Annotated in this window: 23 protein-coding genes; all 23 read right to left on the bottom strand. The window is 36.0% G+C overall.

Annotated features, from left to right (window positions below; translation table 11 throughout):
* Positions 1 to 8: 8 nt before the first annotated feature.
* Positions 9 to 776 (bottom strand): triose-phosphate isomerase, encoded by a 768-nt coding sequence (tpiA, locus tag FFM55_RS01955; RefSeq protein ID WP_042491759.1) that lies wholly within the window; start codon positions 774 to 776, stop codon positions 9 to 11.
* The gene (locus FFM55_RS01950; RefSeq protein ID WP_042491761.1) at positions 776 to 2,587 is read right to left on the bottom strand and encodes an FAD-dependent oxidoreductase; all 1,812 of its coding nucleotides are present in this window, start codon (positions 2,585 to 2,587) and stop codon (positions 776 to 778) included. The genes tpiA and FFM55_RS01950 overlap by 1 nt, the downstream gene beginning before the upstream one ends.
* Positions 2,587 to 4,101 (bottom strand): glycerol kinase GlpK, encoded by a 1,515-nt coding sequence (gene glpK, locus FFM55_RS01945; RefSeq protein ID WP_170999646.1) that lies wholly within the window; start codon positions 4,099 to 4,101, stop codon positions 2,587 to 2,589. The genes FFM55_RS01950 and glpK overlap by 1 nt, the downstream gene beginning before the upstream one ends.
* A 513-nt stretch (positions 4,102 to 4,614) precedes the next feature.
* Positions 4,615 to 5,286 (bottom strand): FadR/GntR family transcriptional regulator, encoded by a 672-nt coding sequence (locus FFM55_RS01940; protein ID WP_042491764.1) that lies wholly within the window; start codon positions 5,284 to 5,286, stop codon positions 4,615 to 4,617.
* Positions 5,287 to 5,386: 100 nt separating this feature from the next.
* Entirely contained in the window at positions 5,387 to 6,721 is a 1,335-nt protein-coding gene (locus FFM55_RS01935; RefSeq protein WP_042491766.1) for a gluconate:H+ symporter, read from the bottom strand.
* A 43-nt stretch (positions 6,722 to 6,764) separates the two neighbouring features.
* Entirely contained in the window at positions 6,765 to 7,388 is a 624-nt protein-coding gene (locus FFM55_RS01930; protein WP_137600412.1) for a bifunctional 4-hydroxy-2-oxoglutarate aldolase/2-dehydro-3-deoxy-phosphogluconate aldolase, read from the bottom strand.
* A gap of 17 nt (positions 7,389 to 7,405) precedes the next feature.
* A complete protein-coding gene (locus tag FFM55_RS01925) occupies positions 7,406 to 8,395 on the bottom strand; it encodes a 2-dehydro-3-deoxygalactonokinase (protein ID WP_052348364.1) in 990 nt (329 codons plus the stop codon).
* A gap of 18 nt (positions 8,396 to 8,413) precedes the next feature.
* Positions 8,414 to 9,562, bottom strand: coding sequence for a galactonate dehydratase (gene dgoD / locus FFM55_RS01920; RefSeq protein ID WP_137600411.1), 1,149 nt, complete (start codon positions 9,560 to 9,562; stop codon positions 8,414 to 8,416).
* Between the two features lie 537 nt (positions 9,563 to 10,099).
* Positions 10,100 to 10,714, bottom strand: a complete 615-nt coding sequence (locus tag FFM55_RS01915; RefSeq protein ID WP_042491772.1) for a hypothetical protein — start codon at positions 10,712 to 10,714, stop codon at positions 10,100 to 10,102.
* 330 nt (positions 10,715 to 11,044) lie between these two features.
* On the bottom strand, positions 11,045 to 12,124 hold the full coding sequence (locus tag FFM55_RS01910; protein WP_042491773.1) for a M42 family metallopeptidase: 1,080 nt from the start codon (positions 12,122 to 12,124) through the stop codon (positions 11,045 to 11,047).
* A gap of 24 nt (positions 12,125 to 12,148) precedes the next feature.
* Positions 12,149 to 13,786 (bottom strand): peptide ABC transporter substrate-binding protein, encoded by a 1,638-nt coding sequence (locus tag FFM55_RS01905; protein ID WP_137600410.1) that lies wholly within the window; start codon positions 13,784 to 13,786, stop codon positions 12,149 to 12,151.
* Between the two features lie 222 nt (positions 13,787 to 14,008).
* Positions 14,009 to 14,377 carry a DUF2255 family protein gene (locus tag FFM55_RS01900; protein WP_042491776.1) on the bottom strand — a complete coding sequence of 123 codons (369 nt, stop codon included), beginning with the start codon at positions 14,375 to 14,377 and terminating at the stop codon, positions 14,009 to 14,011.
* Between the two features lie 53 nt (positions 14,378 to 14,430).
* Positions 14,431 to 15,072 carry a hypothetical protein gene (locus tag FFM55_RS01895; RefSeq protein ID WP_137600409.1) on the bottom strand — a complete coding sequence of 214 codons (642 nt, stop codon included), beginning with the start codon at positions 15,070 to 15,072 and terminating at the stop codon, positions 14,431 to 14,433.
* 73 nt (positions 15,073 to 15,145) lie between these two features.
* Positions 15,146 to 16,297 (bottom strand): ArgE/DapE family deacylase, encoded by a 1,152-nt coding sequence (locus tag FFM55_RS01890; protein ID WP_137600408.1) that lies wholly within the window; start codon positions 16,295 to 16,297, stop codon positions 15,146 to 15,148.
* 422 nt (positions 16,298 to 16,719) lie between these two features.
* Complete coding sequence (locus FFM55_RS01885) at positions 16,720 to 17,544, bottom strand: HNH endonuclease (protein WP_137600407.1); 825 nt, start codon at positions 17,542 to 17,544, stop codon at positions 16,720 to 16,722.
* A gap of 200 nt (positions 17,545 to 17,744) precedes the next feature.
* Complete coding sequence (locus FFM55_RS01880; protein WP_137600406.1) at positions 17,745 to 19,685, bottom strand: DNA/RNA helicase domain-containing protein; 1,941 nt, start codon at positions 19,683 to 19,685, stop codon at positions 17,745 to 17,747.
* A gap of 110 nt (positions 19,686 to 19,795) precedes the next feature.
* Positions 19,796 to 20,584 (bottom strand): hypothetical protein, encoded by a 789-nt coding sequence (locus tag FFM55_RS01875; protein ID WP_042491783.1) that lies wholly within the window; start codon positions 20,582 to 20,584, stop codon positions 19,796 to 19,798.
* Positions 20,585 to 20,746: 162 nt separating this feature from the next.
* Positions 20,747 to 21,139 carry a 30S ribosomal protein S9 gene (gene rpsI / locus FFM55_RS01870; protein WP_042491785.1) on the bottom strand — a complete coding sequence of 131 codons (393 nt, stop codon included), beginning with the start codon at positions 21,137 to 21,139 and terminating at the stop codon, positions 20,747 to 20,749.
* 26 nt (positions 21,140 to 21,165) lie between these two features.
* A complete protein-coding gene (gene rplM / locus FFM55_RS01865; RefSeq protein ID WP_042491786.1) occupies positions 21,166 to 21,609 on the bottom strand; it encodes a 50S ribosomal protein L13 in 444 nt (147 codons plus the stop codon).
* 158 nt (positions 21,610 to 21,767) lie between these two features.
* Entirely contained in the window at positions 21,768 to 22,517 is a 750-nt protein-coding gene (gene truA, locus FFM55_RS01860) for a tRNA pseudouridine(38-40) synthase TruA (RefSeq protein ID WP_042491787.1), read from the bottom strand.
* A gap of 12 nt (positions 22,518 to 22,529) precedes the next feature.
* Positions 22,530 to 23,333 carry an energy-coupling factor transporter transmembrane component T family protein gene (locus FFM55_RS01855; protein ID WP_042491788.1) on the bottom strand — a complete coding sequence of 268 codons (804 nt, stop codon included), beginning with the start codon at positions 23,331 to 23,333 and terminating at the stop codon, positions 22,530 to 22,532.
* Entirely contained in the window at positions 23,326 to 24,192 is an 867-nt protein-coding gene (locus tag FFM55_RS01850; RefSeq protein ID WP_042491790.1) for an energy-coupling factor transporter ATPase, read from the bottom strand. Before FFM55_RS01850 ends, FFM55_RS01855 begins: the two co-directional genes overlap by 8 nt.
* Positions 24,168 to 25,010, bottom strand: coding sequence for an energy-coupling factor ABC transporter ATP-binding protein (locus FFM55_RS01845; RefSeq protein WP_042491792.1), 843 nt, complete (start codon positions 25,008 to 25,010; stop codon positions 24,168 to 24,170). The genes FFM55_RS01850 and FFM55_RS01845 overlap by 25 nt, the downstream gene beginning before the upstream one ends.
* Between the last annotated feature and the right edge of the window lie 156 nt (positions 25,011 to 25,166).

Genomic DNA, 25,166 nt, shown 5'->3' with positions numbered 1-25,166 from the left:
ATTTACCCTTAAATAGCATCTTTAACCATGCTCAAGAATGCAGCAGGTTCGAGTGATGCACGCCCAATCAACAACCCATCGATATCTTCTAACCCAAGAATTTCCTTTGAATTTTCTGGTGTTACTGAACCACCATATTGAATCCGAATCTTGTCAGCAACTTCTTGTGTGAACAAGATTGCTAATGAATTACGAATTACTCGTCCAGCATGTTCGATTACTTCTAAGGATGGTGCTTCACTAGCACCAATTGCCCATGCTGGTTCGTAAGCAATAACAATGTTTTCTGCCTTAGCTTTATCAACACCAGCTAAGCCAACCGCAATCTCCGTTAAAGGTGCCATGTCTTCATCATCTGGATTATAACGTGTTGTATCTTCGGCGATAGCAACAACTGGTACCAATCCATTACGAAGCGAAGCCGTCACCTTTAAGCCCACTGATCCATTTGTTTCTTTAAACATCTTACGACGTTCATAATGACCAATAATTGATCCTGAAACATTGATATCAGCTAACGCAGCAGGTGAAGTTTCACCAGTATAAGAACCTTCGTCAGCCCAATGAATGTTTTCTGCAAACACATCTACTGGAATATCCAATTCTTGGCTGCGTTTTACCATTTCATGCAGGTAAATATCTTGTGCTGCAATACCGACTTGGACTTGTTTTGGATCAGGTAATTGCCCTTTAATCTCTTGCAAGAAGTCGTAAACTTCGGCTACTTTTTTGTTTGTTTTCCAATTTCCAACAATCAAAGGAACTCTCTTCGACATTATTCTGTCTCCTTCTTTAGCGCTCTTAGTTGTGCCTCATCACGTAAACGTGTATATTCTTCTGTCATCGCTTGTTTTGTTTCATCAGACCAGTCAAGAATTTTAGCCATCTCATTGATTACTGGTGTTTCAAGCCGATCTAGGTCTTCTGATTTAAACAATAGATAATTTGTACGACGCAAGAAGTAATCTATCGGACGCAAAACAAATTCTTTATCAATTGCATAATGCAACATACTTGTTTCAGCTACTGATAACTTAGGTGCTGAAACACCTGTTTTGATATATTCAATTATTTGCGGTGTGTTAGATCCATACAAGTTAGCAATTTCTTTAGCCTTAACTTCGTTAACATCATATTCTTCTAACATTTCAGCATACTTTTCAAGTTCAGCATCAACATTTTGGAAATCAAAATGACCACCTGACACTGGGTAGGTTGTTGAATCTACCGGTGTAATATCTGTTGCAAACTTATCAGCAAAAATTTCAGTTAAAGCTGTCAAAGTTTCTGAAGCCATCAAACGATAATCTGTTAACTTACCACCAGATACGTTAACAATGCCATTTTCAACCTTAATCTGGAAACCACGCGAGACACTTGAAGCACTCTTATCCCCACTGGTTAACTGCTTTAGTTGGTCATCAATTTCTTGACGTTCGATTTCATTATTAAAGTATTTATCTATGTTAGCACCAAGTTCATGCAAACTTTCATCGGATGCTGTCTTTTTAGTTGTATTACCATTATAATCACCTGCACCACCAATCAATGGTCGTAGCCCTGCCCAACTAGCTTGCACATCGTCAATTGTAATGTGTGCTTTAGGGAAGTGATTATTAATCGTTGCCAATAAGTAATCAACATCGACTTGTTCAACCTTTGGATGCAAATAATCACCAGTATAATCAGTATCAGTTGTTCCAAAATATGTTTTATTAGCACGTGGAATAACAAATATCATACGACCATCATGGAAACCAGAATCAAAGTATACTGTATTTGGTACTGGCAAACGATCTTGGTTAATAACTAAATGAACACCCTTAGTAGGACGAATGGTATCTTTTGTTTCTTCATCGGCAATTTTCGTAATTGTGTCATGCCATGGACCAGCTGCATTAATAACAACTTTTCCTTTAATATCAAACAACTCTTTCGTAAAAGTATCTTCAACACTAATTTTTTTGCCATCCCCATCTGCTACAACAGCAGTCGCCTTTAGATGACTAACAGCTACAGCACCATCATGAACAGCTTGTTTAATATTTTCAATTGTTAGACGGGCATCATTGTTTTGGTAATCTAAATAGATTGCTAATCCAACTAAGCCTTTATGATCTAACATTGGTAAATAATCACGGGCTTCTTCTGCTGACAATAAACGATGTACAAATGGACTATCTGCTGGCACTTCTGCCAACTTGTCATAAATTTCCATTGCAATTTCGGCGCTCATTGGTGTAAATGTTGCTTCAGCATCATCATAAAGCGGCATCAACATGTGTGCTGGTCGCGGAATATGTGGCGCAACATGTTGTACTCGTGCACGTTCACTCACTGTATCAGCAACAACATCAACATCGAAAGTCTTTAAGTAGCGAATACCACCGTGGACTAACTTTGTTGAACGACTACTTGTTCCTTCAGCAAAATCTTGCATATCAATAATGGCTGTTCGTAATCCAGAAGCTGCTGTTTGAAGCGCAATACCGGCTCCAGTAATTCCAGCACCAATAATAACAACATCAAAATCATTTTCTTTTAAATTTTCAATTGCTGCTATTCGCTGGCTACTTTTAAATCCCATTATTTTGTCCCCCGCTTCTTAGGCTTAAATGCCCGTGTTGCCTCCACAGCCAATTGCCATCCTTCATATAATTCTTCTGCATGATCATTTGCCATTTCAGGTTCAAATGATGTTGCTTGTTGCGTCATCGTCTTCAATTCATCAATATCTTTCCAGAATCCAACTGCTAGTCCTGCTAAGAAAGCTGAACCCATCGCTGTTGTCTCAACGTTAGCTGGTCGTGATACTGTCGTTTGTAGCAAATCTGACTGGAATTGCATTAGATAGTTATTCAACGAAGCACCACCATCTACGTGCAACTTAGCAATATCAAGATTTGTATCATGACGCATTGCTTCTACAACATCACGGCTTTGGTAAGCTAGTGATTGTAGTGTTGCTTTAACAAAGTCTTCACGCGTTGTTCCACGTGTCAAACCAAACACTGAACCACGAGCTTCTGAGTCCCAATATGGTGCCCCCAATCCAGTAAAGGCTGGTACAACATATACTTCGTCTTCATCAGTAGAAGACTTTGCCATCTCTTCACTTTCAGGACTTTGTTCGATAACTCGCATACCATCGCGTAGCCATTGCAATGCTGAACCAGCCACAAAGACTGAACCTTCAAGTGCGTAAGTTACTTTACCATCAATACCATAAGCAATTGTCGTTAACAAACCATTCTTTGAAATTTTTGCTTCGTCACCCGTATTCATAACGACGAAAGCACCAGTTCCGTAGGTATTCTTAACATCACCCTTATTAAGCGCTAATTGACCAAACAATGATGCTTGTTGGTCTCCTGCGATACCGGCAATTGGTACTTCAGCACCGAAGAAATGAACAGGAATAGCTTTTCCGTAAATTTCTGATGATTGGTGAACTTCTGGCAACATTTGAGCCGGAATATTCAATAGGTCCAAAAGTTCTTGGTCCCACTTCAAGTTTTTAATATCAAACATCATTGTACGTGAAGCGTTTGTGTAATCTGTAATGTGAACACTACCACCAGTTAGCTTCCATACCAACCATGAATCAATTGTTCCAAACAATAATTCACCATTTTCAGCACGGCTTTGTGCCCCGCTTACTTGATCCAAGATGAAACGAATTTTAGTAGCTGAGAAGTATGCATCCGGAATCAAACCTGTCTTTTCTTGAATCATGTCTTGGTAACCATCAGCAATTAACTTTTCTGCAATTGGTGCCGTTTGACGTGATTGCCAGACAACAGCATTGTAAATTGGCAATCCTGTTTCCTTATCCCAAACAATCGTTGTCTCACGTTGATTAGTAATACCAACTCCTTCAATATCAGTAGGTTGAATACCAGATTGAATCAAAGCGGTTGCAATAACAGCTTGAACAGCAATCCAAATTTCATTAGCATCTTGTTCAACCCAACCTGGTTGTGGATAAAACATTGAAATTTCACGTTGTGCAGATGCAATAACTTGACCCTTTTTGTTATAAATCACGGCACGTGTGCTTGTTGTTCCCTCATCAATTGATAGTACATACTTTGGCATAATAATATCCCCCCATTGGATAAACTAAAATTCTACTTAAATATTAATACTACATTTAAAAAACGTTTAAAATGTAAGCGTTTTCTTTCAACACATATAGCTTACAACGGAATAAAAAAATTCACAATGTTTAATTTTTATTCAAATTAACTTATTAAAAAATTCACAAAAAGGTCTTTTTTATTTTATTCATCACACCCAATTAAACTAAAGCTATGCCAAAAGTTGTCTCCTTGCAACGCATCAAACATTAGTTATACTACCGTGTGAAATAATTTTACATTTTTATCACGCCTATAATTCTTAACTTGTAAGTATTTAACAAATCAATATGAACTTTTTTTATAAAAACTTTTTTTCACAAAGTCATTTAGTCCCAAACAAACTAATTATGATCCCTTTACCTCATTTATTTGTCATCCACTCATTTATCATTTTACAAATTCAATATCTTTTTCATCACAAAAAAATAGCTGAACATATGTAATTTGCTCAACTATTTACCTTAATAATATTTTATTTTTGTTCAAGCGGTGCAATCATAGATTCAATATGCATGGTCATTAATTGTTCTGCTTCTACTGCATTATGCGTTGCAATCGCTGCTGAGATTAATTGATGATACAACGCAGCTTTTGTTCGCATTAATGGTAATGTATTGGTCATACGACGACCCGATATTTGATATTGTTCAATAGAATTAGACATCGTTTGTAGTGCAGGCTCTTGTGCCCCTTCTGCAATTAACTGATGAAATAATAAATCTGTTTTTAGAAAATCATCATGTATGTGCATTTCAGAGTCTAATTTGTTTGCTGCTGCCTCTAATTCGTTACATAAATGTTCATCTGCCTTTTGTGCACAATAATATGCTTGCTTTGGCTCTACTAACAAGCGTGCTTTTAACACTGACAGAAGCGACACATCTTGATTGACTGAAATCATTTGCGTTGCACTCGAATTAGGATCATTACGTAAATAAATTCCGCGCCCATGTTCAATACTCACAATATTTTTATTTTCCAAAGTATGTAGTACTTCTCGAATGGTCGTCACGCTGACCCCTAATATTTGTGCAAGTTGTTTCATCGATGGCAGTCTTTGGCCTGGTTGCCATTCACCATTTATTATTTTTTCCTTTAGTTCTCGTAATGCTTTTTCATAAATTGTCTCTTTATAAGCTTCCATTTTATAATCTCTCCTACCATCACGCTTATACTAATGGTACTTTATTTAAATGTTAAAAACCACTAATTAGCTAAACACTAATTAGTGGTTTTATAATTTATTACATAAAGACTGATAGCGTCATGACAGCTCCTAAACCAACTACCCCAATCACACAAGTTAATGGTGACCAAGCAGTTAGCGTTTCTTTCAAAGATAAATTAAAGTATTCTTTAACCATCCAGAAACCTGCATCATTAACGTGACCGCCAAATATACTACCAGCTCCAACTGATAATACCATTAAGGTCGGACTAACACCCGAAGCTGCAATCATCGGTGCTACTAAACCAGCACCCGTTAACGCAGCAACAGTTGATGATCCCAAACTAACACGTAGTAGAGCAGTAATTAACCAAGCAGCCAATAATGGTGACATGTTAATAGTAGCAAACATCTGTGAGATATAATCTGAGATGCCACCTGATACAAGTACTTGTTTGAAAGCACCACCACCACCAATAATAAATAACATCCCTGCAATTTGAATAATTGCATTTTCCACTGTTTGACCAATACGTTTCATACTAATATGCTGCTTAATTCCCATTGTATAAATGGCAAAAACTAATGATACCATCATTGCAAAATCAGGATTTCCAACTAAACCAAAAATATCGTGAGCCAAACTACCTTTGGCTACTGTAAATTCAAGAATCGTTGATATCCCAATTAAAATAACTGGCATCATAGCAGTTAATACACTAATACCAAACTTAGGTGTCTTATCTAAATCAAATTCTTCTATTTTACCTAAACGGGGATTTTCTGTCTGTATTTTGTACACTTGTGGATACAACTTACGTAAAAAGTGATTATAGACTGGTCCAGATACAATCACTGTGGGAATTGCAACAACAATTCCTAACAAAATAACGTGACCAATATTTGCCCCAAAGACTTGTGAAATAGCAGTTGGTGCCGGATGTGGCGGAATAAATCCATGCATAACATTTAACGTCGCTGCCATTGGAATGGCTAATGACATTAATGGCATTTTCAATTCACGCGCAATAATGAATATAATTGGCAACAACACTACTAAACCAACCTCAAAGAACAATGCTAGTCCAATGATAAATGATGCTAAAATTACGGCTATTTGAATTCGCTTACGCCCAAATTTTTCAATTAAAGTGTGGGCAATACGATGGCCACCACCAGCGTCTGAAACCAACTTACCAATCATTGATCCCATTCCAAACACAATAGCCAAACTACCTAGTTGATTACCTAAACCTTCCGTAATTGTTGTAGGGACTTTATCCAATGGGATTCCCAAGGCAAAGGCTACAACAAAGGATGTGATAATTAATGATACAAAAGTATTAAGCTTTAGCTTGGTAATCAAAAAGATTAACAATAAAACCCCTAATACTACTATTAGTAATGGCATGATTTTCCCCTTTTATTCTACAGATGATGATCAATTGTCAAAATTACTTACTAACGGCTAATAAAAATTCTTGTATTGAGTTGTCTAAAGCTTGTTCATCCATATTTTCTAAATCCTGTTTATTAAAGAAACTAGATCCGATACCCAAATATTCAGCACCTGCTGACATGAATGATTGACTATTTTTAATATCAACGCCCCCGACTGCCATAAGTCGTAATCCAGGCATTGGTCCAGAAATTTGTTTGAAAAAAACAGGACCTACCGTAATCGCTGGAAATACTTTAACAATATCCGCACCTTTATTGACTTCTGTTTGTATCTCTGTTGGCGTCATTGCACCAGGAACCGTAATCACATCATTTTGTTGTGCTAGTCGATAAATGTCCTCTGAAAAAGCTTGGGGTCCAAGCATAAATTTAGCACCTGCTGCAATTGCTTCTTGTGCCTGATTTGCTGTTGTAACTGTACCTACCCCAATGTTTACGCTGTCACCATACTGTTTATTACCGTCTGCAATAACTTTTAAATGATCTGGATTATTTGTCGTAACTTCAACCCCTACTTTTCCTTCATAACGGCTCAATAACTTTATAATAAGCATGGCTTGTTCATAACTATAACCACGCATAATTACTGTTAACTTTGGATAGTTTTCAATATTCATTATATTTGTCCCTCATTTTAAATAATGTCTCGCATCTTTGCGATTGCCATAATACCAACACTGGCTAATTCAGGTACATCAATTGTCAAAATATTACCAGTAAAATAATCATCGTTATTTAACAATACCTGTAGCGCATCACGAAGAGCAGGTTTACCAATAACCACAAAAGTATCATCTGCGTTAATATCAAACGCTTGTGTCGTTTTTATCGCTGTAACATCATTTTGTAAAACAACACCCAACAAATAATTAGCCATTTGATTACGCGTGTAATTGGTATACAAATCTAATAATCGAACCGTAAACGCTGCTCGTCCCAATCCATTTTTGGCACAACTCTCAGCACCAAGAGCTAGTGTTTTGACATCAAGTTCATCTGAAAAATTATGCTTTAGTGAGTCTGATAAAATTGAATCTTTGGTTAATAATGAAATTAATTCACCAGCCATTGATGTAATAGAACCGGCAATTTTACCGTCCTCATCAATTTTAATAAATTTTGTATGAGAACCAGGCAATACTAGAATAAATGGCTTTTTGGCCTGTAATTGCGTTAATGCCCCAAATGCCTCAACCTCTTCACCACGCATGACATCCATTTGATCAATATTTTCAGATGTGATTGTTTGGACGTCATTTTTGACACCTGGTACAAACCAAATTGGTTGCGAACAAACTTCTGGAATCATAATCTTTTCCATATTGGCTGCCAAATCACTCATGCTTACCGGCGCTGATTGATGTGGTATCTCAGCTAATCCTAAATTAGATGTAATCATCCCTGACGCTATAAATTTAACATCTGAATTCAATTCAACTTGAGCTGTTGTTAATAATTCATCAATTGCTGATTTAATTGTTTGATGTAAGGTATCCTTACTACCTGTAATAGATGTACTTTTCACCCCAACAGGTCGTGCAACTTTGGCAATTTTTTTACCATCTTGCCAAAGCATCACTCTTGTATTTGTGGTTCCCGTATCAATCGTTACTAGGTTCATCATACTTAAACACCTTTCTGCTTACCACTCAGCAATAGAGCCGTCTTCGTGACGCCAAACTGGGTTATGCCAATTTGTGGTTTCTTTTGCCTTTTCACGAACTAACTCTTCATTAACTTCGACACCTAAGCCTGGTAAGCTTGGAATCTTTACCATACCGTTTTCATATTCAAATACTTCTGGATTTTTAACATAATCCAACAAATCATTAGAAGCGTTGTAGTGAATACCTAAACTTTGCTCTTGGATAAATGCATTATAAACCGTAGCATCAACCTGTAAACAAGCTGCTAAAGCAATCGGTCCAAGTGGGCAATGGAAGGCAACCGCCACATCATACGCTTCAGCCATTGAGGCAATTTTTTTACATTCGGTAATTCCACCAGCATGTGATAAATCTGGTTGAATAACATCTGCATCACCTGACTCTAATAGTTTCTTAAAGTCCCAGCGAGTAAACATTCTTTCACCCGTAGCGATTGGGGTTTTTGATAATTGACCAATTTTACCAAGTTCTTCATTATTTTCTGGTAAAACAGGTTCCTCAATAAACATTAAGTTATAAGGTTCCAATTCTTTTGCCAAAACTTTTGCCATTGGCTTGTGAACACGTCCATGGAAATCAACTGCAATACCGAAATAAGGGCCACAGGCTTCTCTAATAGCCTTAACGCGCTCAACAACTTCTTGAATTTTTTCATAACTATCAATCATTTGTAGTTCTTCAGTGGCATTCATCTTTATTGCTGTGAAACCAGCATTTTTACGTTCCAATGCAGCCTCACCAACATTACTTGGTCGATCACCACCTACCCAAGAATAAACTTTGATACTATCACGGACGGCACCACCCATTAATTCATAAACAGGTTGTCCTAATGCTTTACCTTTGATATCCCACAAGGCTTGGTCAATACCCGCAATCGCACTCATTAGAATGGGACCACCACGATAAAAGCCGCTACGATACATTTTTTCCCATGCATCTTCAATACGGAATGGATCAGAACCAATCAATGAATCCATTAGTTCATGAACAGCAGCTTCTACGGTTGCAGCACGTCCTTCGATAACGGGTTCTCCCCAACCACTAACGCCTTCATCTGTTTCAACTTTTAAAAATAACCAGCGTGGTGGTACAGCAAATGTTTCATAGTTTGTAATTTTCATGATTTAACTCCAATAATTTTTATTTTAGTAAAAGATATTATCTATTTAATTAAGATAGTATCTTTATCAACAGAATCATTGTAACCGTTTTCAATATAGTGTGTCAAGCATTAAAAGCAAACCAAATAGGCTATAACAATTATTGACGTCATGAAATAGATATTATCTTTCTAAGTCTATTTGGAAAAAGAAAATCTAATAACCACTTAATAAACACATTAAAATAAAACTGGTCGGAAAAATTTCAGTTCAATCCCGAAATCTTTCCGACCAGTTATCTGATTAAATTACCTAACAATTTTTGACGTTCAATTCATTATTATTTTTTTTTTTAATTTTAAAATAATATCTAAGTAAAACACCTATAAATATTATTAATAATATTAAACTTGTTATTTGCCTATTTTCTATAAAAGGCTTTACAAAAAAATCTGTGAACAAACTGCTAATCAAAATTAATATAAAAACACTACCAATTGCGCTTGATGCATACTCAAATGCTTTTAAATATATTGATTTCATCTTGTCCTTTCGCAATTATTGTTGACCAGCTTTTAGTACTGAACCCGCATAATAGTTATAATCAAACCAAATACCATTTTTAATATTGCTTGCTGCTATACCCGCAATACTCATAGCAGCAATAATCGCTTTAGTCGGTGCATATACGCCACCAATTGCAAAGCCAACTTGCAAAGCATTTCTTAAATCTGCTGCTTTAATCCATATGCGCGCGTAATTCCAATAAAATTTAATGGCTGTTTTACCAGCTGCACGTCCATATTGCGTTATTAATATCATCTCTCCATTATTTGGATCAACTACAGAAATATCTGTATTAACATCCTTATCATCCGAAATAGCAAGTGAAATTTGTTCATTTGTGTTTTTCACCTGTACAATAACTGATTGATATTCTACACTCGTCAACTGTTGATGCAAACTATCATCAACATAAAACTGATTTGTACGATTGTTAAAATTAATGTACCTATCTGAGATATCAACTACCCGATTAGACAATTGAGAAGTTGATCTTTGTTCAGTGTCAATTGAACTTGCATTTACAGAAATGCAAGAATTAGTTGATATTGTACTAATCCCCAAAATGGCAACACTAGATATAACAATTGGTTTAATATATTTTAACACGATATATTCCTTCTTTTTGATACAAATATAAGCATACAGACGGTTAATTCATTAACAAACTAACCTGGATTAAAAATAACATAAATATAAATTAAATTTATTGAATTATTACCTTTTTTTACATTATAAAAAAATGTGATAATGAAATGTATTAATGAACTACAAAAAACACTAAGTAAAATTAACATATGGATACTTTGATTGCGTGACATATAAAAAGACTCCTAGAGGTTATTGGTAAAAGGAATCATCTTCCTTCTTCCATCAATATCTCTAGGAGACTAAAGCATACTATCTAAATTCCACAATCTATTTCACAAATCTACATCATTATCCAAAGAAGCTAGTAATTTTTTCTGCATCTAAGTCTTTTAAAATTTCAACAGTCAACTCAACTGCATGTTGGAAATCATCTAATGATGCCCAGTTATACGCTGTATGTTCATAACGCACTGGAATACCAATCACGATGGTCGGCGCACCGTTCCAGTATTGAATAGGCGCACCATTTACACCACCACCAGTTCTTACTGAACGCGTATATGGAATATTGTGTTCATCTGCAATCTTAGCTGCATATTCCTCAAATAATGGATTTGCAATAAATGACGTATCCATATCACGTAACATTGGGCCGCGCTTCAAACCAGTCTGAATTAACCAATCTTCTTCAAATGTGTCATCACATGGACATCCTTCAAATACAATTGCCAGATCAGGAGAAATTTTATTTGCCGTCACCTTTGCACCACGTGTACCAACTTCTTCTTGTGTTGATAGTGCGACAGCGACATCAACATCTAAGCTTTGACCATGCACTTGGTCTAGTACATCAACTAACGCTGCTGATCCAACCCGATTATCAAAATCCTTGCCAAAGAATAGTCGGGTTGATGGATAGTACTCACAATCAACATCAGGAAAAATTGGACAGCCTGTATCAATCTTAAAATGCTTAATCGTTTCATCACGACTTGTTGAACCAACATCAATTGACATCTCAGCAATCTTTGGCACCTGCTTCTTCTCCTCATCCGTCATAAAGTGTGGTGGCTTACTAGCAACAACACCTCTAATATATTGACCCTCTTTATTACGCACTCGCACCCGTGTTGTTGGGACATTAGTTGGTGCCCAACCACCTAATGTGACGAATTTAATCAAACCATTGGGACGTACAGCTTGTGCAATAAAGCCAACAGAATCAGCATGGGCATCAATTTGCACCACCGGCTTTTGACCCGTATTTTCCGTGCGATCAACGTAACTATTAAAGATACCATCACGGCTAACTTGTCCGTAAGGCGTAGCACGCTCTTCAAAATACTTTGCTACTTCAGTCTCAAAACCTGGTACCCCATTTAAGTCAGAGAATGCTTTTACTAATTCAATCTGTTCTTGTTCTTTCAAAATTTACCCCCTAATATATACTCATTATTTACCCGTTACATAAGCTAGCTTGTAACTATAATGTCCGTTAATTTGGTTATAACCAATGCCTTTTAGACGTGGGTTAACTAAGTCCTCATTATTTGTTTGATAAATTGGTGTAACAACTTGATCCTTCATCAAAATCTTTTCAGCCTTCACTAAATCATTCCAACGCGCTGTTTTATTAGCTGCATTCTTATTCAATGAATCTGTAATGGCTTGATCATATGCCTCATTTTTCCAACCAGTATGGTTTTGCGCACTATCACTTGGGAAAATTTGCAAGAAAGTATACGGATCAGCAAAGTCAGCTGACCAACCCTGGAATGAAATATCAAAGTTACCTGCATTAACAGAAGCAATGCGGCTCTTCTGTGGTACCTTTTGCAATGTCAATTCAAGCTTGGGTAAGTTTTTTTGTAGTTGATCTTGAATAAAGACAGCAACTTGCTCAGAAGCACTTGCATCAGCAGTAATCACCGTTGCACTAATTTTATCTTTGCCAACTTCTTTTAGACCTTCAGCAAATAACTTCTTTGCTAACTTTGGTTTATACTCTGCCGTATTTTTAACCTTTGTCGCATCATAGAAATCTTCCTTGCCATTTGGTTTTGTGGCGACTTGACGTGGGACAAAGCCAGCAGCTGGTTTTGAACCATTCTTTAAAATTCTTTCAGTTAATTGCTTACGATTAATTGAAAGTGAAATGGCTTGGCGAATCTTTGCATTCTCCAGACCATTATTCTTTTTCAAATTATATTGCAAGTACGATGTTGCAGCTAAATTACGTTTCACAACATCTTTATGCTTTGATAATTGTTGTGCTTGCTCGCCAACTAACGTCATTTGATCTAACTTCTTAGTTTGATATAAATTATAAGCAGTTGAAGGATCTTTAATAACTGAGTAATTAATCTTGCTCAACTTAACATGCTTTTTATCCCAATAGTAGGGGTTTTTATTTAACGTCCATTGCGTTGTCGAACCAGACCAGCCCTTACTTACAAACGGTCCATTATATAGCGTTGTTTTAGATGATGTTCCATATTTATCACCCTGTTGTTCAACGAACTTTTCATTCAATGGCGCTAATGTTTCACGCGCCAAAATCATTTTAAAGTACTCTTGCGGTGCCACTAACTGAATCTGTAATTGATGCTTATCAGTTGCCTTAACGCCCAAAGTATCCGGTGTCTTTTCACCATCTTGAATTGCTTTAGCATTTTCAATGTTATCGAATAAATAAGCATACTCACTAGCCGTCTTTGGATCAACAGCTCGTTGCCATGCGAAAACAAAGTCTGCAGCCGTTACTGGATCACCATTACTCCACTTAGCATCTTTGCGAATATCAATTGTGTATGTTTTTTTATCCTCAGAAATCTTCGTCTTTTGTGCTAAAGCTTTCTGTGGTCGTCCTTTACTATCATAAACATACAAACCTTCTGTAATATTATCTAACTGTGTAAAAGCATTTAATTCTGTTGCCTTTGCAGTATCCAACGATGAAATTTCAGTACTAGAATACGTACTAATAACCTGTTTCGCCTTGGCATCAGCTGTATGCGTTACTACCCCAATTCCAGCGATGACACTCGTCGCTAGTACGGCCGTCTGCCAGCCTATTTTATTAATTCCCATTAACCTTACCCCTCTAACAAAAAAATTGCCCAATAAATTAAAAATTTTTAATTTTCTAAATTATATCTAATATTTCGGGAGTAAGCAAGCGTATTAATCACTTATAAATCATAAGGAAGCGCACGTTTTATAAAAAATATCATTAAAAAAAGTAGCCATAACCCTTAAGTTATAGCTACTTTTTAATTTATTTCTAATTTAAAACACTAGGTAACGCTTACTTTATTTTGGCAATACTTCAACTGTTGCATTTCTTGTTTTTTCTGAGAGCATTGGCGCAACATATGGACTAGGGTCATATTTGACATGGTATGCCTCATCAATTTTATCTAAAATTGTTGGATCCTTTTCTGATTTAAAAATCACATTCAAACGCTCACCATTTGACACAATATTACCGTCATGTTGAGCCACTGCACTTTGATACCATGATGAATGTACACCATTATAAGCACGAACAAACAAACGTCCATCCACAACAACAGACCAAATCCAAGTAGGTGTGCCGGCTACCCCACTAGCACGAAATGGCGCAATATGAAAATCATCATGATCGTTAAAATATGTTAATCGTTCTTTATTCCAAGTCATATTATCCCTCCATAGCTACAGTATAAACCATTTAAATAATATTCACCTATTAATTACTTTTCAGGAAATATAAACGTCAACTTAGCTTTCGGATTAGTTGCCGTAACAATATTTCGATAAAAATCCGTTGTTGATTGCTCCAATAAATCATTATATTTAGCAACATATTTTTGTTTTGATTTTGTATCTAACACTTTATTAATCATTTCAGTTTCACTAACATCAGCAGTAAATGAACTAAAAACACCATTATGCTCATCTAACACCTTAAAGTTAGGATTGCTGTAACCAATAAAAATAAATTTTTTAACAGTTATTTTATAAGTATTATCTCCAGTTGCCGTTATTTTGACATCTTTCCCATCAATACCCAATTCAGCATCAAATGATGCTTGCATAATTTTTTGACGATTAGTACCAACAATATCTTGACCAAATAGTTTAGTTGTCCGTTTTTCATTTAAAATTTCAGATAACCCTAAATTAACCATAACAATTTTTTTCTCTTTGGTTAATGATTTAACAGTCAAAGTATCTTGTGATACGGTTTGCGTTTTAGGCGTTAAATTACTTTTATTATTCTGATGGCTGATTTTATATGAAGCCAATGCAATACCTGCCCCTACCAAGAGACTAATAATAATCCCTAAAACAAAGCCGAATCTAACTGGCTTTCTAATATGTCTTTTTATCAAAAGAATTCACCTATTTTCATCTTATTCATTTCATTATATAAAAAATGGTGAATAAAAGCATTATCAACTATTTTTACTTCAAAAAATCACGGGCAATATCTTGATAAGCATTGATTAATTTCAAATAACTACTAATCGTTGTGTACTCATTTAATTGATGAGTAACTGCATCACCATCAGGGCCAAAAATAACTGTTGGTAAACCAACATTATTCTTCACAAAAACGCTTGCATCCGTTGCACCATTCATAATGGTTAATTCAACTTGGCGATCATCAAATGATTTTTGTGCTGCCCGTTGCACCGTTTGAATAAATTCATTATCTTGTTGTGTTTCAACAGCTTCAAAATTATGAATAATTTCCAATTCAAGTTTGGCATCATATAAATCATTTAATTGATCAATGGTCTCTTGAATTCGTAAGATAACTTTAGCATTATTAAACGCTTCTGTTGGTCGAATATTTCCTTGTAACTCTGCTTGCGCAGGAATTGTATTGACTTGCTCACCCCCACGAATAACAGTAATACTATGTTGCACTTTACCCAAATAAGGGTCTTGTGGTGCATCATCAAACAAATCCTTTTCCAAGTTAATATAGTTTACTAATCCTTGAATCGCATTAACACCACGTTCTGGTGTTGAACTATGAGCAGCTTTACCAGAGCTTTTAATACGATAATTAAAACTACCAGAATGGGCATAAATAATTTGGGCATCGGTTGCTTCTCCAATTACTAGAGCATCAGCATCATCAATTGCATGTTGCTCGTTCAACCGATAAGCACCTTGTGCACCATACTCTTCGCCTGCTGTCACAATCAAACGCAACGTTCCATTCAAATTCACATCAGAATTTTCATACAATTCAATTAATGCAATCACTTCCGCAGCTAGACCACTCTTCATATCAGCAGCACCACGTCCGTACAATTTATCCCCATCAATATGTGCTTCAAATGGACTATACTCCCAAGCTGATGCATCATCAATTGACACCGTATCTTGATGTCCGGAAAATACCAGTGTTTTAGCATCAACACCATGATTGCCTATTTCTGCTTGCAAGTTAGCACGATTCTCGCCAAACTCATCAATATTTGCTTTAATACCGTGATCAGCTAATAATTGTTGCAAATACTTAGCAACCTCAATTTCATTACCATTGACTGTATTGATGTTAACTAAATCCTGTAAGATTTTAATTTTTTCTGCTTTTTCCATTGTAAAATGCTCCCCTTTAAATTTACCATTATGCATAAAAAAACTTCCACCCCTTTATAAAAAGGGTGAAAGTTTCACTGTACCACCTTAATTCCATACTTTTCTCACAAAAAGTACCTCTTTAACTCATTAAAAAATAAGTTAGACGATAACGAGTCTACCGTAACAATTGCTTACACAACCATTAATGCTCCGAGTTCATCTTCATTTTTCTTGCTTCAGGTTTTCTCAACTACCAACCGTCTCTGTTCAAGCTAAGCAAAAACTACTCTTCTCTTCATAGCTTTTTCTAATCATTATTTAATGAAATATTACGCGTTTTCGGAAATTTTTTCAAGATGTTAGTTAATGATATCCATTGATTAGTTTTCTGATTAAAAAATAAATTCATAAATAATAAAAATATATTAACTTCCTATCATCTAGAAATCACAAGAATCATAGTGACTAGCCAATGCTTTTTTATCAGGATAATCATTTTTATTTTTGGGTAATTGTAACGAAATACCATTATATTTCCCATAAACAGAATTTATTAATGCAGGGGATACCTCAACAATGTATTCATCATTAATTCTAATAAGTTTTTTATCAAATAGTAAATGTAAATCACTTCTTAATAACAGTCCATTCTTGCTCACATTAGTTTCTTTGCCCATATACGGGGAAATATGTGCTGCTTCTAACACTGACTCAACATTCACTTTAGAAATCACACATTTTTCATCATAAATGCGCAATAATTTATTACGAAATGAGACTTGACCTTGACGAATTATAATAGCTCTTTCTTGTTTCTTTCTAGCATCTACAATATTTTTAAAATTAAATTCTTCCTTTACTGTAGCTTCATTGCTAAAAGTTAATATATCTTCTATTTCTGATTCCGACTTATCCATATCGATTAGTTTTTCATCATTTGCAATTTGAATAATAAAAAATCCGTCATACCATGACAAAATCATACCAATAAAGAATTTATATATATTTTGTCCATCTTTTTTTCCTTCTTGTTGTATGACAATACCTATTGGAATTTTTTTATTCATATTTTGTGTTAATGCAATATTTGTTGCTAAATTAGCTTTATCATGAAAGATACCATTATCTTTAGTCGATTGTTGATGATACAAAAATATTCCTATTTTATCTTTATTTGTAATGATTTCAGAATCCTGATATGGTCCTTTAAGAGTCTGTTTTATAGAAGTTGCAAAATCATTATCCTTAGCTTTAAATATTCCCATTGCCGGACTTACAATTGAATTATTTTTACTAGTTTTTTTGCTTTTTGGTAGTTTTCCTAATGTACCATGTCTATGCTAAAACCATTCCAAAACATCTTTTTGATCATTTTCTAAATTTTCAAGATACCTATAAATATTTTGCATTGTATTTCCCTATACTGTCTGACTAATCTTATTATCCATTATAAGTACAGTATAAACTATTTTGTTAATCCCATTAACTTTTCCCGCAATATATCATTCACTGCATAAATATATAATCCATGCACGCCACGTGTTAACAAGACATTAACAACGTTCTTTAAATATGTTTTATTTTCAGCAGTATTATAAGTGCCCTTTATTTTGCGAATTTTTTGATGGTCCATTGATTTATCAGCATCAATATCAAGAGCATTATTTTCTTCATTCCATACTACAGACGGTCCAAGAATAACCCCTACATAATTTAAATCGATACCTTGGACTGTAAAATCACTACCTATTTCATAAAGACTACTCTCAATTTCCTGCCACGGAATTTGCTTTTTTTGTGCTTCTTCTACTTCCGGTAACTCTAAGTTCCAAGGGACAACTTCGTCCCCAAATGTCACATTCCAAAAGCGATTGCCATTCTTTGGCCTTGAACCTTGTGAATATTTCCAATCATAAGTAGCCACCATTCTACTTAAACCGTTATTTTGATTTTTTATTTCTATTGCTTTTCTAAATGCACCTGCATCATCAAAAAATTTAATCTCATAACTTTTATCCTTAGGTATGGTAACTAATGAGTTTTTATCAAAATGTGCTAAATTTTGAATCCATTCGATGGTATTTTGATTTGCATTAATACGCCATTGCTCATCTAAATTAACCATAACAGTCTTATCACCATTCAAAATATCTATTAACTTATCATTATCTGCTACTTTTGATCTAGCCGATACAAGTTGATTAGAATCATAAATTAAAACTAATGTTTTAGCTAATTTATGTAATGCAATCAGTTCTGGGACCCACGTCTCTGCTTTAGCACGACTATAATTTCCACTCCACAACAAATGTGCTTCATCCACCAATAAAATATCTACTTTATTTCCTTTATTAACAAATGTCGAAACATCCATTACCATATTTTTATCCATATTAAGCTTTCTGGCAATTTGCTCATATGTCCGACGCTGTTGTTCATGCCTTACTAACAATGCCACTGAAGATTCATGACTTGTTTTCCCTTCATTTTCTATAACTTTTACCGGATTTTTCCAAAAACCGTAGAATAGTTGGGACATCAATACTGTTTTTCCTGATCCAGCAAGTCCTTCTATTTTAATAACCGTATTATCACTTATTTTATTCAATGTCTCACTAATTTTTTGAGTAATTATCTCTTTTGCCTCTAATTGTTTTAGACTTAGTGACTTAAAAGGACTATTAGCAAATAGCGCTGAATTGTGTACTTCTTCCAAACTAGATACAACATTTCTTCGCCTTAACTGTTCCCAAATTTCAGGGAAAATTGCTGTTCTATACGCATTTCGCTCATAAAAATCCGCTGATAAGCCGTTATTACGACCATTATAAATTTTAGAAAACTTTGGATCACCTAATAATGAATCCATAAACATTTGCTCTAATTCTAAAGTTGCTGATTTATTAAATTTTGAATGCCCTACAATATACAATATTTCTTTATTATTATCAGCATCTTTTTTAATTTTATTCAACTTGTCATTAGTCGCATTTAAGTGCTCATTTGTTCTTCTCACGATCGAACTAGCTTCACCCACGTATGCTAGTTGCTTAACCATGTTACTGTATTTATTGCGCTGTTTTCCTACTCCTAAATAAAGTGTCGGAAAATTCATTAATACTTTAGTATTTTCATATTTTTGAAAATCATCTATTCCTCTCTTAGAATAATCAATTTCTTCTATCATTAGATTATCATCACTTAAAAATCCAAATAATGATAAAATTTCTGCAGCATTAAAATCCAATATTTTAAAATACTTAGCTATTAAATTATTAGGTATTGCGCGTTTATTATTTTCCCAATTCTGCACTGCTTGCCGTGTAACATTTAATTTAATCGCAACATCATCTTGAGTAAGTCCTAATGTAATTCTTTTTGATTTTATTAAATTATATATTTCCATATTTTAATTATCGCAAAACAAAAAAATATACAAAGAAACAATATGTTGCTTTGTATATCAACCAAATAGGTATTTAAATTTTGCCAACCCTTCAGTTACTTACTATAAACTTACCGATACACACTAATTAATTTTTGTAACTCTTTTTGTGCATCACTATCACCTGACACAACAAAACTCTGATCCGGATGGTAATCACTAGCTGTACCATCATCACTGTATTCACCGAATCCAGTTGTTAAACTAACTTGTCCATCATTTGTTTTTAGCTCATAAACTTTACCGTTGTCGCCAAGAATATATTTTGTAATTGGTTTACTCATATCTGCCTTGTCTGAATAACCACCCGCTGTTGATTCAACAATATCATTTTGACGCCCAGTTGCACCATCTTTCATCGTTAAAAATACCGCACCGCCAATGATGTGAATGGGAAATGCCGTTGGCCCCGGATTATTTTCATCTTGCACTTGCATTTGCCCATCTGGCGTATTGGCGTACCAATCACCTCTTCCAGCGGCACCATGACCAAAGTAGTAATCGTTCACGGCCATATTACCAATAGTTGCCCGTCTATCAGCCCAGTTTAAAAACGCTTCATTGATTTCTTGTTTTTGAGCATCTGTTAATTCAACGAGTTGTGTATCTTTAACAGACGACTGACTACTACTAGTATCTAAGTCACTGGTTGTTTGATTACTAGATGAACTTTCCTTATCTTTTTTATCCTTTAACACTTTATTATCAATACCATCTAATTTTTTGGACATCGATTTTGTTTTAGCTTGCTCAGCTTTTAATGTTTTATCTTGTGTTTGTTGATGGGCGTAAACGCCACCTACACCAATGCCAATAACTGCTACAATACCAATGATACCTACCCAAACGCCTTTACCCATGACCTAATCCTCCCATACGTTTTATACTAACCGATATTATAACATTTTGTTATACACAAAAACTTCTAGAACAACAAAAAACTCCCAAGTCGGTAAAACCAACTTGAGAGTTATTTTTATATTCGGATCTTGAACAATCCCATAAAGTGTAATAAGTAAATATTAACGCTTTGAGAATTGTGAAGCCTTACGAGCTTTCTTAAGACCTGGCTTCTTACGTTCCTTCTTACGAGGGTCACGAGTAAGTAGACCGGCCTTCTTCAATGAAGCGCGGAAGTCAGGATCAACTGTCAATAGGGCACGGGCGATACCGTGACGGATTGCACCAGATTGACCTGAGAAACCTCCACCGTTAACGTTAACCAAAACGTCGTAGTTTCCTAGAGTTTCAGTAACGTTAAATGGTTGCACCATAACCTCACGCAAGTTAGCGAAAGGAATGTATTGTTCTGATGAAAGACCATTGATCGTAATGGCACCGTTACCAGGTACTAGACGTACACGGGCAACAGAGTTCTTACGACGGCCAGTTCCAGAGTATTGTACTTGAGCCATGATTAAACTATTCTCCTTTCGTTAAATTAAATAAGGTTGGTGATATCCAACACTTCAGGGTTTTGAGCTGCGTGTGTGTGCTCTGAACCAGCAAACACGTGTAGCTTCAAAGCTTGTTGGTGACCAAGAGTACCCTTTGGCAACATACCTTGAACTGAAAGTTCGATCAAACGTTGTGGGTTCTTCTCGCGCAAGTCACCTGCTTGACGCATCTTCAAACCACCAGGGTGATTTGAGTGGTGGTAATAAATCTTATCAGTAGCTTTCTTACCAGTCAAAGCAATCTTACCAGCATTGATAACGATAACGTTATCACCAGTATCGATGTTTGGTGTATAAGTAGGCTTGTTCTTACCACGCAAGATTGATGCTACGACAGTTGACAAACGTCCTAATGCAATATCAGTTGCATCAACGATGTACCACTTGCGATCGATCTCACCTGGCTTTGCCATATAAGTTGTACGCATGGAAAATTTCCTCCAGTTTTCTGTTTGTTTACTTTACCAATAATTAAAAAAGTCGTACCAGGACATTCCCATTTGCGGTTGGTAAACAATACCGAATACTATATTATCTCCTTTTAGATAAATAGTCAATGGAATGGCCTTGACAAGTTTGCCTTTTTTTAATATTTAACGTCCATTAAATATAATCCTTGTGCTGGTGCAGTAAATTGCGCTTGTTGACGGTCTTTTACTGCAAACAAGCGTTGGATATCATCGACTGGTCGAACACCATTACCAATCTCTAATAAGACACCAACCATAATGCGAATTTGGTTATATAAAAAGCCATTTCCTGAAAATTCAAACCAAATTTCATCCTCTTCAGGTTTAAGCCACATTTTTGCAGAATACACTGTTCGCACGGTCGTTTTTTGCTGGAAGCCTGAAGCAACAAAGCTTAACCAATCATGCTCACCAACATAATCCCCAATTGCTTGTTGCATAAGTTCTGGTTTCAAACGACGATGCCAATGGCCCGTATAATTCCGCTTAAAGGGGTCGATAAATTCAGTTGTTGAAAAACGGTAAAAATATGTTTTATCGTGGGCACTATATTGTGCGTGGAAGTTCTCTGACACCTTTTCAACTTTTTTAATGCCGATATCATACGGTAACATCGTTGAGAGCCCTTTACGGACAGCCTCAGCAGGAATATCGAATGGTAAATCGAAATGGGCCACCTGCCCTTTAGCGTGCACACGAGCGTCGGTACGCCCTGATCCTTGTACCCGAATATGCTCAGCTGGGTTTTTAGCCATCTTATTAACGACTAATTCCATTTCAGCTTGCACCGTCCGCTTATTTGGTTGGACCTGCCAACCATAAAAATCCGTCCCATCATAAGCAATGGTTGCTTTATAACGTGGCATGTTTAATCCTTTCTACATCATCCAACGAGTTGCAATTAAAACAACTGTAAAGATAATAAAACCAATAATCGCAACTGTATCTTGTCGATGCCATGTTAGTACACGATACTTTGTTCGTTGATCACCACCACGATAACCACGCGCTTCCATTGCATCCCCCAACTCAATTGCTCGTTTAATAGCATTCACAAACAACGGAATCAAAAGTGGCACGAACGACTTAATACGTGTCATTAAACTACCTTCATTAAATCTAACGCCACGTGCACGTTGTGCATTCATAATACTTTGTGCTTCATCCATTAGTGTTGGCACAAAACGCAACGCAATGGATAGCATCAAAGCCAACTCTGAAACAGGTAAGCCAATTTTTTTAAATGGTTTCAACAAGCTCTCCATCCCATCAGCAACAGCTAGTGGTTGTGTTGTTAAAGTTAAGATTGTTGAAAACATGATAATAAGCATAAACCGAACAAAGACAACAATACTGTTAATTACCCCATCAGTGGTAATTTTAATAAACCACCAATGAATTAGCACATCACCCGTTTGCACGAAGAACAGTTGGAATAGTGTTGTAATGAGCATCAATAAAATCAATGGCTTAACACCACGAATAAAGACACCAACACCTAAACCAGTTAACATAATTGCCAATAAAGTAAAAACCGTTGCAAACGCATAGCCAATTACATTATTCGCAAAAAAGATAACAAAAATAAAAGCAATACTCAAAACGAGCTTGGTCCGTGCATCTAAACGGTGAATCCAAGAATCACCCGGCATATAACGGCCGATAATCATATTACTAAACATGATTTGCCTCCCTTTTTAGCTGCGTAGCTAACTGGTCAACTAGTTGATCGATATCCAGCACATCATGTAATTGCACACCCTTTTGGGACAATGCATCAGCGAATTGTTTAGCCGCTGGTACATCTAATTGTTTTTCACGCAACCATGCTTCATCAGCAAAAATAATTGCCGGCGACCCTGACTTAACCACCGTCCCATGCTCAAAGACAACCACATGGTCAGCATATTGCGCCACGTATTCCATTTGATGTGTAATCAATACAACTGTCATTTTCTTTTCTTTTTGTAAATCCGTAAACAACTGCATTAATTCCTGTTGTCCTTTTGGATCCAAACCAGCCGTTGGTTCATCTAAAATCAATAAATCAGGTGACATAGCAATCACACCAGCAATCGCAACACGACGCATCTGGCCACCAGATAGTTCAAATGGTGAACGTTCATACAATTCACGTGCAATTCCCACTTTTGCTAAGGCAACTTCAGCTGATGCCTTAGCAACTGCTTCGGAAGCACCAAAATTTTTAGGGCCAAACATCACATCTTTTAAAACTGTTTGTTCAAACAATTGTGCTTCAGGAAATTGGAAAACTAAGCCAATATGTGAGCGTACTTCATTTAATGCCTTTAACTTTGTATCTGCAGTAATCACTTGATTCCCAATTGTAATAGTCCCAGTCGTTGGTAGCACAAGTCCATCTAAATTTTGTACCATGGTTGATTTACCAGATCCGGTATGTCCAATCACAGCGGTAAACTGGCCTTCTGGAATATCAAAAGATACATCATGGATTCCAGGTGTTGCAAACGGCGTATTAGGCTGATAGGTAAACCCTACTTGGTTGAAATTGATTGCCATAACCACGTCACCAATCCTTCCGTTGTCAAATATTCATCAGGAACTGTAATTCCCCGCTGCCGTAATTTTTCTTTCAATTGTTCTGCAAATGGCACGGCTAAACCAAAACGACGTAATTGATCTGCATTTGCAAAAATTTCTGATGGCAAACCCGTTTCAATTAATTCACCATCATTGATGACCATTACGCGCTCTGCACTTGCCGCTTCATCAATGTCGTGGGTAATCGAGATAACCGTTAAGTCATCCCCCATTCGTGCTTTTAAATCACGAACCAATGCAATCATTTCACGACGGCCTTTAGGATCTAACATAGCTGTTGCTTCATCTAAAATTAATATTTTGGGCTGTAACGCCAACACTGAAGCAATGGCAACACGTTGTTTTTGGCCACCTGATAGTCGTGCCGGTTCACGATCAGCAAAAGGCATCATTTGTACCTCAGTTAGTGCATCGTCAACCCGTTTCATCATTTCTTCACGAGGAACACTACGATTTTCCATCCCAAAAGCCACGTCGTCTGCGACCGTTGCCCCAACAAACTGATTATCGGGATTTTGAAAGACCATGCCAACCATGTCACGAATGGTCCACATATTTTCTTCGTTAGCGACAACATCATTAATTTTAATTTCACCTTTAGTTGGTGCTAATAGATAATTTAGTAGTTTTGCAAAAGTTGATTTACCAGACCCATTATGCCCAATAATCGCAACCCATTCACCTTGATTAATTGTTAGTGACAAATCATGCAAAGCCAGTACATCACTATTTGGATATGCGTAATCTACATGCGACAACGATATAATTGGCGTCATGTTCGCGCCTCCTTTTTGTTTTCTCATAACTATTATCATAACAAATTAATAACCAATATGCTTTGAAATGTGTCATTTCATCTTATTTTATCAGGCATTATTTCGTTTGACACGTGATATTGCCACGACTAAAATAAAATTATCAATCAATCGTTT

Source organism: Weissella sagaensis (assembly GCF_005405285.1).
Taxonomy (GTDB): domain Bacteria; phylum Bacillota; class Bacilli; order Lactobacillales; family Lactobacillaceae; genus Weissella; species Weissella sagaensis.
The sequence above is the reverse complement of the archived record's forward strand: the minus strand, read 5'-3'. Positions and strand labels throughout refer to the sequence as shown.